At 70.9% G+C, this 10,086-nt stretch carries 8 protein-coding genes; 6 read left to right on the forward strand and 2 right to left on the reverse strand.

The window, feature by feature from the left end; translation table 11 throughout:
- Position 1: 1 nt before the first annotated feature.
- The gene (locus BG452_RS35855; protein ID WP_223243221.1) at positions 2 to 3,079 is read right to left on the reverse strand and encodes a SpaA isopeptide-forming pilin-related protein; all 3,078 of its coding nucleotides are present in this window, start codon (positions 3,077 to 3,079) and stop codon (positions 2 to 4) included.
- A 395-nt stretch (positions 3,080 to 3,474) separates the two neighbouring features.
- Here BG452_RS35855 and BG452_RS35860 point away from each other — a divergent pair, with 395 nt between their 5' ends.
- The 6 genes from BG452_RS35860 (at position 3,475) to BG452_RS47385 (ending at position 8,881) form a co-directional block, all read left to right on the forward strand.
- Positions 3,475 to 4,278 carry an MBL fold metallo-hydrolase gene (locus BG452_RS35860; protein WP_188308517.1) on the forward strand — a complete coding sequence of 268 codons (804 nt, stop codon included), beginning with the start codon at positions 3,475 to 3,477 and terminating at the stop codon, positions 4,276 to 4,278.
- A 7-nt stretch (positions 4,279 to 4,285) separates the two neighbouring features.
- Positions 4,286 to 4,717, forward strand: coding sequence for a nuclear transport factor 2 family protein (locus BG452_RS35865; protein WP_188308518.1), 432 nt, complete (start codon positions 4,286 to 4,288; stop codon positions 4,715 to 4,717).
- A 208-nt stretch (positions 4,718 to 4,925) separates the two neighbouring features.
- Positions 4,926 to 6,158 (forward strand): NAD(P)/FAD-dependent oxidoreductase, encoded by a 1,233-nt coding sequence (locus BG452_RS35870; protein ID WP_188308519.1) that lies wholly within the window; start codon positions 4,926 to 4,928, stop codon positions 6,156 to 6,158.
- Between the two features lie 437 nt (positions 6,159 to 6,595).
- A complete protein-coding gene (locus tag BG452_RS35875) occupies positions 6,596 to 7,300 on the forward strand; it encodes a serine/threonine-protein kinase (RefSeq protein WP_188308520.1) in 705 nt (234 codons plus the stop codon).
- On the forward strand, positions 7,278 to 8,024 hold the full coding sequence (locus BG452_RS35880; RefSeq protein ID WP_188308521.1) for a hypothetical protein: 747 nt from the start codon (positions 7,278 to 7,280) through the stop codon (positions 8,022 to 8,024). The genes BG452_RS35875 and BG452_RS35880 overlap by 23 nt, the downstream gene beginning before the upstream one ends.
- Before the next feature lie 440 nt (positions 8,025 to 8,464).
- Positions 8,465 to 8,881, forward strand: a complete 417-nt coding sequence (locus BG452_RS47385) for a DUF3592 domain-containing protein (protein ID WP_317621387.1) — start codon at positions 8,465 to 8,467, stop codon at positions 8,879 to 8,881.
- Between the two features lie 316 nt (positions 8,882 to 9,197).
- Here BG452_RS47385 and BG452_RS35890 read toward each other — a convergent pair whose 3' ends face one another.
- A complete protein-coding gene (locus BG452_RS35890; protein WP_188308522.1) occupies positions 9,198 to 9,800 on the reverse strand; it encodes a GNAT family N-acetyltransferase in 603 nt (200 codons plus the stop codon).
- Between the last annotated feature and the right edge of the window lie 286 nt (positions 9,801 to 10,086).

The following is a 10,086-nucleotide window of genomic DNA, read 5'->3' on the forward strand; positions in this document are numbered from 1 at the left end:
GTCAGACGCGGCTCCCGGGCAGGCCGGGCAGCGGGATGCGGTCGGCCTGGGTGTCCCACTCGTGGGACGGCGGGTCGCAGGGCTCCGGCGGGCAGGGTTCCGGCGGGCACGGCTCCGGGTGGCCCTTCCTGCTGTCCTTGACCGTGATCTCCACGCACGGGCAGTCCTTGGTCAGTTCGACGGTGCTCACCGCGTCCTCCGGCAGCTGGTAGCCGGGGGGTGCGATGACCTCCTGCCAGTAGTAGGTGCCCAGCGGCAGGTTGTCCGCCGAGCAGACACCCGTGGCGGAGGTGACGCAGGGCGAGCCGACGGCCGTGTCCGGGTTGGCCCCGGTCGTCTGCAGTCCGGGCACCCCGTTGGTCTCGCGCCACAGCTGGAACACCGCACCGGCCAGCGGCCGGCCGGTCTCGGCGTCCACCTTGGTGACGGTCGTGCTGCCGGTCTGCCCGGCTGTCTTCGTGTCCTGCACGGTGACCGGGACGTTCTGCCCGTTGGTGTCCAGTACCACCGTCGTCACCGGCGGCGACGGCAGGTCGTAGCCGGGCGGGGCCGCGGTCTCCTGCCAGTAGTACGTCCCCAGCGCGAGGTTGTCGGCGGAGCAGACACCCGTGTCGGACGTGACGCAGGGCGAGCCGACGGCCGTGTCCGGGTTGGCCCCGGTCGTCTGCAGTCCGGGCACCCCGTTGGTCTCGCGCCACAGCTGGAAGACCGCCCCGGCCAGCGGCCGGCCCGTGTCCGCGTCCACCTTCGTCACCGAGGTCGAGCCGATCGGCGTGACCGTCTTCGTGTCCTGCACGGTGACGGGGACGTTCTGCCCGTTGGTGTCCAGCACCACCGTCGTCACCGGCGGCGACGGCAGGTCGTAGCCGGCCGGAGCCGCGGTCTCCTGCCAGTAGTACGTGCCCAGCGGCAGGCCGTCGGCCGAGCACACCCCCGAGGCGGGCGTGGTGCAGGGCGAACCGACCGCCGTGTCCGGGTTCGCACCCGTGCTCTGCAGCCCGGCCACACCGTTGGTCTCCCGCCACAGCTGGAACACCGCACCGGCCAGCGGCTGCCCGGTGCCGGAGTCCACCTTCGTCACCGAGGTGGCGCCGGTCGGCGCGACGGTCCGGGTGTCCTGGACGGTCACCGCGACGGTCTGCCCGTTGGTGTCCAGCACCACGGTGGTGACGTTCAGGTCGGGCAGCTCGTAGCCGTTGGGCGCGGAGACCTCCTGCCAGTAGTACGTCCCCAGCGGCAGGCCGTCGGCCGAGCACACCCCCGAGGCGGGCGTGGTGCAGGGCGAACCGACCGCTGTGTCCGGGTTCGCGCCCGAGGTCTGCAGCCCGGCCACACCGTTGGTCTCCCGCCACAGCTGGAACACCGCACCGGCCAGCGGCTGCCCGGTGCCGGAGTCCACCTTGGTGACGGTCGTGCCGGCGGTGGGAGCCGCCGTCGCGGTGTCGGCGACGGTGACCGCGACGTTCTGCCCGTTGGTGTTCAGCACCACCTCGGTGACATTGAGCCCCGGCAGGTCGTACCCGGGCGGGGCGGCGGTCTCCTGCCAGTAGTAGGTGCCCAGCGGCAGGCCGGTCGCGGAGCAGACGCCCGAGGCCGGGGTCGTGCACGGCGAGCCGACCGCGGTGTCCGGGTTGGCACCCGTGGTCTGCAGGCCGGGCACGCCGTTGGTCTCCCGCCACAGCTGGAACACCGCGCCGGCCAGCGGCTGCGAGCCGGCCGCATCGACCTTGGTCACGCTGGTCGACGCGGTCTCCACCACCGGGGACTTGGTGTCGGCGACGGTCACCGGGACGTTCTGCCCGTTGGTGTCCAGCACCACCGTCGTCACCGGCGGCGACGGCAGGTCGTAGCCGGGCGGGGCCGCGGTCTCCTGCCAGTAGTAGGTGCCCAGCGGGAGGTCACCCGCCGAGCAGACGCCGTCCGCCCCGGTGGTGCAGGGGGCGCCGACCTTGGTGTCCGGGGTGGTGCCCGTGGTCTGCAGCCCGGCGACGCCGTTGGTCTCCCGCCACAGCTGGAAGGTGGCGCCGGCCAGCGGCTGGGAGCCGGCCGAGTCGACCTTGGTCACGCTGGTGGACGCGGTCGGGGCCGGCGGGTTGCCGCAGTCGGGCAGGTCGCCGTTGAAGGGGTAGGCGTGGAACTCGGTGCCGGTCATGCCGGAACCGGAGTTGTGCAGCAGCGAACCGGTGGTGAAGAACCGTCCGTTCAGGCCGGGCAGGCTCATCGTGCTGGTGCTGGCCGGGTTGCCGACCAGCACGCTGCCCTGGAACTGCCCGGAGCCGGTGAGGGTGACGGTCGTCGCGGCCGGGAAGTTCCACAGCAGGCGCGAACGCAGCTGGTTCCACGGGTCGTTGTCGTCGAAGCTGCCGCTGTAGGTGTTGATGGTGCGGGCGCCGCCGACCAGGTTGACCAGCACCGTCGCGTTCGCGGGGATGTTCGCGAACGCGATGCCCTGGGTGGAACCGCCGTTGCCGACGAGGTCGAAGTCGACGTTGAAGACCTGCAGTGCGGAGGTGCCGTCACCGGTGAACAGGGTCTGGTAGCCCTGGTTGACGGCCGTCCCGGTGGCCGGGCGGGGCGTGCCGACCCCGGCGTAGCACTCGCTCGCCGTCTGCAACTGGCCGCGCAGCGGTGTGTAGGCGGCCACCGCCTGGGTGTCCTGGGTCTTCGTCCCGTTGATGGTGCCGGTGGCGGTACCCGCGTAGCGGACGACGCCGCCTTCCGCCAGCAGCGTCTGGCCCGGGGCGATCGTGACGTTGCCGCCGGTGGTGAGGAAGTCCGCGCCGTCCGGCGGGGGCACCCGGGAGCCGACGCCGACGATGCCGATGTTGTAGACGGAGCTGACGCCGGCGGCCTTGTTCTGGGAGAAGTTGCCGAGGGTCACCACGTGTCCCTCGGCCTCGGCGGCCGAGCCGCTGACGTTGAAGTCGCCGCCGACGAAGATGTTCACCCCGGCGTCGCGGCCCGCGAAGGGGCCGTTGTTGACCGGGGGGAACGTCGCCGGGCAGTCCGCGCCCAGGCAGGGCCCGAGACCGCCCGGAAGACCGGCCGCCGAGGCCGCCGTCGGCGCGATGAGTGACATTGCGAAGGGTACGAGCGTCAAGGCGAGCGCGGAACTCATCGCCTTGCCTAGTCGGTGTCTCCAGGTGACGGCTGGCACCGCTCTCTGGCTGGGCTTCACCTCGGTCCTCTCCTGACGTGAACACGATGGGGCCCTGGAAGTCTTCTGGGGCGCAGCCCCGGGCGTCCGCGACGCGCACGGGGTGTCGCCCTGGCAGGGGCGGAGTGCACCCGATCGGCAGCACCCGCCGGGCCGTCCGGCCTTCCGGATGCGGGCACCGGCGCGGGCACGGATCCTGGCGACGAGGCGTGCCCGGCCCGAGGAAGGACTGCCATCAGCATGAGTGAACGACGTGAACGAATCATCGAAAGGTGCGTGTTGCGCGAAGCGCTCGCCGAGCGAAGCGAGGTGGGCGCATGAGTGCCCTTGATTTCGAGATCATCGACGCCCCCGACAGCTCGCTCAACAAGACCGCCGTCCTGGTCACCGGCCCGAACGACGCCCTGCTGGTGGACGCCGGGTTCACCCGCTCCGACGGGCGCCGCCTGGTCGAGCGGGTACGGGCCGGCGGCAAGCGGCTGACCACCGTCTTCATCAGCCACGGCGACCCGGACTTCTACTTCGGCTCCCAGGAGGTGCAGGACGCCTTCCCCCAGGCGCGGTTCCTGGCCACCGCCTCGACCGTCGAGCACATCCAGGAGACCTTCGAGGCCAAGCTGAGCGCCTGGTCGCACCTGGGCCCCGAGCTGCCGACCCGGCTGGTCCGGCCCGAGGTGCTGCCGGGGGACGAGATCGTCTTCGAGGGCCACCGCTTCGAGCTGCGCGGCGCCGACTTCCACCTGCCGGACCGCCACTACCTGTGGCAGCACCACCACCGCGCGGTGCTCGGCGGGGTGCTGCTCTTCGAGGGCCTGCACGTGTGGACGGCCGACACCCCGACCGCCGCCCAACGGGCCGCCTGGATCGACCTGTTGGACGGCATGGAGGCGCTGCACCCGACCTGGGTGGCGGCCGGCCACCGGGTCGCCGACGCGCCCACCGACCTCAACGCCATCGACCACACCCGCGCCTACCTGCGCGCCTTCGAGACCGAACTGGGCCGCACCGCCGACGCGGCCGCCGCCAAAGAGGCCCTGGAGCGGCGCTTCCCGGACCTGGGGCTGCGGATCGCGGTCGACATCGGCACCAAGGTCGCCAAGGGCGAGATGGCCTGGGGGTGAGCGCGCGATGATCGAGATCCCCAGGGACGTCGTCACCTTCGCCGAGTCCGCCGCCCCCGCCGACGTGGTGCGCCGCCAGTACCTGGCCTCCGCCCGGGGCGACCTGGCCGCGCTGCGCAGCACCCTGGCCGAGGACGTCGAGTGGACCGAGATGGCGGGCTTCCCGCTGGCCGGCACCTACCGCACCCCGAAGGAGGTCACCGCCCACGTCATGGAGCGCCTCGCCGCCGAGTGGGACGACTGGACGGCGCACGACGACACCTATGTGGTGGACGGCGAGAACGTGGTGGTCCTGGCCCGCTACACGGCCGTCCACAAGGCCACCGGAAGACCGCTCGCGGTCCGGGTCGCCCACCACTTCGTGGTGCGCGGCGGCCGGATCGTCCGCTTCGAACAGTTCACCGACACCGCGCTGGTCAGGGACGCGATGACCGGGTGAACCGGATGGCCGGGGTGAACCGGGCGACCGAGCCGACCGCACCGACCGCACCGACCGCACCGACCGCACCGACCGCACCGACCGCACCGTTCACTCGAACGGGCGAGCATGGCGCGGCGCGCCCGGCGCGGTCTCGACACACCACCCGGACGGCGGCAGGCTGGCCCCGGTCCGCAACGGATCTTCCACGGCGAACGAGGAGTTGGGCATGACGGGCAGCGAGCGGCCGATCGTGATCGTCGGGGCCTCCCTGGGCGGTGCCAAGGCGGCCGAAGCACTGCGCGACGCCGGGTACCGGGGCGGCATCGTACTGATCGGCGAGGAGCACGAGCGCCCGTACGAACGTCCGCCGCTGTCCAAGGGGTACCTGCTCGGCAAGGAGGCCCGGGAGAAGATCTACGTCCACCCGCCGCAGTGGTACGCCGAGCACGACGTCACCCTGCGCCTCGGCACCGCGGTGGCCGCCGTCGACCCGGCCGCCCGCACCGTGACCCTCACCGATGACGGTGAAGTGGCCTACGACAAGCTGCTGTTGACCACCGGCTCGGTGCCGCGCCGGCTTCCCGTGCCCGGCGCGGACCAGGACGGCGTGCTCTACCTGCGCCGGGTCGAGGACAGCGACCGGATCAAGGCCGCGCTGCGCCCGGGCGCCCGGATCGCGGTGATCGGCGCCGGCTGGATCGGCCTGGAGGTGGCGGCCGCCGCCCGTACGGCGGGCGCCGAGGTCACCGTCCTGGAGTCACTGGAGCTGCCACTGCTGCGGGTGCTCGGCCGGGAGGTCGCCCAGGTCTTCGCCGACCTGCACCGCGACCACGGCGTGGAGCTGCGCTTCGGCGTACAGGTCGCCGAACTGACCGGCGACGGCGGCACGGTGAGCGGGGTGCGGCTCGGCGACGGCACCGGGCTGGCCGCCGACGCGGTGGTGGTCGGCATCGGCATCTCCCCCGCCACCGCCCTGGCCGAGGCCGCCGGGCTGGAGGTCGACAACGGCATCAAGACCGACTGGCACCTGCGCACCTCGGACCCCCACGTCTACGCGGCCGGCGACGCCGCCAACGCCTACCACCCGCTGTTCGACCGGCACATCCGGGTCGAGCACTGGGCCAACGCCCTCAACCAGCCGCAGACCGCCGCCCGCGCCATGCTCGGGCAGCCGGACGCGGTGTACGACCGTGTTCCGTACTTCTTCTCGGACCAGTACGACCTCGGTCTGGAGTACGTCGGCTACGTCGAACCCGGCGGCTACGACCGGGTGGTGTTCCGCGGCGACCCGGCCACCCGCGAGTTCATCGCCTTCTGGCTGTCCGGCGGCCGGGTGCTGGCCGGGATGAACGTCAACGTCTGGGACGTCACCGACCCGATCCGCGAACTCATCGTCTCCAAGCGGGTGGTGGACGCCGATCGCTTGGCCGACCCGGGCGTTCCGCTCGGGGAAGTGTGAGCGAGAACGAACACCCGCCGCCGCGCGACCTGAGATCGCACGCCGATGGCAACGCAAAGCCCCCGGAGTAACACCGCCGAGCGTCCCCGAGGGCTCTGCTGTATCCCTCCAGCCACGGTGATCCATGCCCGGTGCGGCGTGGCCGACAAACGGTGGACGTGGTCGTCCGGTTGCGGGAGATCGGGGCCGGCCAGCCCCCGGCCTACGGGGTGGCGGCCTTCAACCGGCTCTACCTCACCGCACGGAGGGCGCCCGGGACCGGCTCGGCGACTACTTCGCCGACCCGCTGGCGGTGGCCGGGCTGGACGTGGCGTTCGCCGGACAGTACCTGCTGGCCGTGATCTCCCCTGGGTTCGGTCGTTGTCTAGTCCGGTCATGTACACACTGCGTACGCTCGTAGTCGACTGCTAGCCATCACGAGGGCCCCGGGGGAGACGATGGCTCAAGAGGCAAGCGCCGGCCAGCTCATCGGCGGGAAGTACCGGCTGGTCTCCAGCCTGGGGTCAGGCGGCTTCGGACGGGTTTGGAAGGCCCACGACGAGCACCTTGACGTAGACATAGCGATCAAGGAGATCTGGCTCCCGCCTGCGCAGTTCGAGGAGGAGTACAACGAGCGCCTCAAGCGCGCCGCGCGTGAGGCACGAAGTGCCGCGAAGCTCCGCGATCACCCCAACATCGTGACCGTTCACGAAGTCGTCGTGGAGGCCGGCCGCCCGTGGATCGTGATGCAACTGGTCAACGGCTGCTCGTTGGACGAGTACGTCAGGCAGCATGGCCCGTTGCCTCGCGACCTGGCACTCAAGGTTGCCAGGGCACTCCTGGAGGCCCTCGACGCCGCTCACCGGGCCGGTATCCTCCACCGCGACGTCAAGCCGGCCAACGTCATGATGGCTTCCGACGGAAGGATCCTTCTGACCGACTTCGGGATCGCCCGTCACAAGGACGACACGGTGCTGACTGCGTCGGGAACCGTCATCGGATCCCCGGAGTACATGGCGCCCGAGCGAATCCGGGGACGGGCCGACATGCCGGTCAGTGACCTCTTCTCCCTCGGAGCCACGCTCTTCCAAGCCATTGAGGGAATCTCCCCGTTCAGGAGGGAGACGTCGATGGCATTCCATGTCCGCGGTGTTGATGGATGAGCCTCCACCGCTCGTGAAGGCCCGCGACCCGCTTAAAACGGTCGTCCGTCTGCTGCTTGAGAAGAAGCCCGAAAACCGGCTCGGCATTTCAACAGCCTCGGTCCTCCTGACAGGACCGACTCGCCCGCAGAACCCCGGTGGACCGCAGACGGAGCACAACGTCTTGCCGCCAACGAAGGATCACCAAGCTCTCTTGAGAGCAGCCATAGAGCTTGATCGGCAGCAACAGGTTGAGAGATTGCTGCTCAATAGACCATCACCTGTCAGGCCGGCGCCCGCTGTCAACACGCGGAGAACACCGGAAAAGGAGCAGAGCAAATCCGAAGACCAAGATGGTGCAAGCACTGCAACCAGGCGATCGGGCGGTCTTCCGGAGAAGGAGGTTCTAAAGATAGTGGCCGCAGGGCTAGGATTCATAGTTCTGTTCGGAGGGTTCTCGTGGGGCCTTTCAAAAGTGACGAATAATTCGGCCTGCGGCTGGATGAAGAGCGCACTTGCCAAGTATGAGCCGAATGGCTACACCACATATCAAAATCGACAACAGCTCATCAACCAGACGAGAGACGCCCTGGATCTCCCAGGGCTTGACCACGACATAAACTCCAACCTTGATGAATATCTAGACAGTCTGTTGAGAAATTGGTCTGCCCAAGACGCTGGGGATGGTCAGGCGGGTCGAGCAAGGGCGGCGGTTTTGCGCGCATGCGGAGACAAGGGGGACTAAGCGCCCCAGGAAGACACCATGTGGGAGGTGTATATCGCCCCCCAGCCCGCAGTGCATGGCTGAGGACACTTCCCGTCAAAGAGTGGCCGGCAACATCACCAGGGGCACGGCCGGCTCGCCCTCCGGGTTCTCTGCCTGGGCCTGGCCCGCTCGAAGAGGACGATGATCCCTGCCATGAGGTCAGACTGAGCACATCGCGTTTCGGCCGCCCGTGAGTTCATCGCCTTCTGGTTGTCCGGCGGCCGGGTGTCGGCCGGGATGAACGTCAACACCCGCCTCTCTCCTCCGCACCCGCACCCCTCCGCTCCCCGCCCATACCCCGCGCCTGCCTCCCCGCCCACACCCCCACTCCTCGCCCGCACCCCGCTGCCCCGCCGACCGTGCGGGATACTGGGAGTTCGGGGAGTCTCGGGGCTGGTATTCGGGCTGGGAGGCGCGCGGTGGGCGGGACGGCCGGGTTCGCCGTGGTGGTGTTCGGTGTGCTGGGCGGTGTGGCCGCCTACCTCGCCGGGGTGGTCGGGCTGCGCGAGCTGCGGAGGCTGCGCCGGGTCGGGGTGCCCGTCCGGGCGCTGGTGCGGGCCCGCGTTCGGGCGCCGGAGGACCGTGCGCTGCCGCCGCGCCCGCTGCTGCAGTTCGAGACCGAGGACGGCCGGGTGGTCGAGGTGTTCTCCCCCGTCCCGTCCACCGCGCGCCATCCGCTGCCGGACGGCGGCTACGTCCCCGTGCGCTACGACCCGGCGGATCCCCGGCAGGTGCTGGTGGACGGGCGGGAGCGGGTGCGGCTGGAGTACGGCTTCGTGGCACTGGGGCTGCTGATGGTGCTGGCCTCGATCACGCTGGGCGCCGTCGCCCTCTGAGCTGCGGACTCCCCGGCGCCGTGGATCTCGGCGGGCTGGACGTAGTCGGTCACGATCTCGGCGGGTACCTCACCCGCGGACACCGTGCTGAGGGTGAAGGCATCGGCCCCGCCGAGCAGGGAGCCCTGTTCGGTGATGCTCTCGATCAGCTCGGCGTTCTTCACTTCGCACACATGCATGGTCAGCTCTCCCGCGTGATGAGCGGTGCGAGGTCTCGCAGCGCAGCGGCGGGGCGGCGCCGGTCGACGTGATCGCCGCCCCTGCCGAACCGGTCGAACCCGCCGGACTCGCCACCGGTGAATGATGATTGACACAGTCAGCTGCGTGGCCCGCGCCGCATCGCCCACAGGGTCGGGCCGTTCGCCGGCAGCCGCACCTCCTCCTCCACCTCGAACCCGAAGTGCCGGTACAGCCCGAGGTTCTCCTGCTTCGAGGACTCCAGGTACACCGGCAGCCCGGCCGCGTCCGCCCTGGCCAGTCCCGAGCGCAGCAGGGCGGCGCCCTGCCCCCGGCCCTGGGCGGCCGGGTCCGCGCCGATCACCGCGAGGTACCAGTGCGCCTCCTGCGGCGCGTTGGCGGCGGCGGCCTCGGCGCAGTGCCGGAACCACCCGGTCCGGTCCCCGAGCAGCCCGCTCAGCTCCCGGATCGTCCCCTCGTCCGGCACGGCCTTCTCCTGCGCCTCCGGCCCCACCCAGAGGGCGGCCGCGTGCTCGGTGCGCTCGCACACCCCGTGCGGCAGGTACTGCCGGGTGAGCAGGGTGCTGAAGTAGCCGTCCAGCGCGGCCGGGCGGGTGGCGTCGTCGGGGAAGAACCAGCACATCATCGGGTCGTCGCCGAAGGCCCGGGCGAACACCCCGGCTATCGCCCCGACATCGTCACCCGTCGCCGCCCTGGGCGTGTCCGCATTCGTGATCCGCATACGGACATTCTGCGTGCCCTTATCCCCGCCGCCCGGGTCGGCCGACCAACTCGGCTTGTTCCGGCCGCTGCTGACCGTTCGGCAGGGGGCGGTGGAGCGGCCGCTGCGGGCGGCGGCCCGCTGTCCGAACGGCGGCCACTCCACCGCGGGGCGCCGGGGCGCCCCGCTCCCACCTGTCCTCCACCGGGTGCCGCGGGCTCCGGAGTTCCGGCCGGGGCCCGGCGGTTCGGCGCGGCCCGCCCCAGGGTGGGGGCGGGCCGTCCATGGGCGGTCCGGCCGTACGGCG

The sequence above is a fragment of the Streptomyces sp. CBMA123 genome (assembly GCF_014596465.1).
GTDB lineage: Bacteria > Actinomycetota > Actinomycetes > Streptomycetales > Streptomycetaceae > Kitasatospora.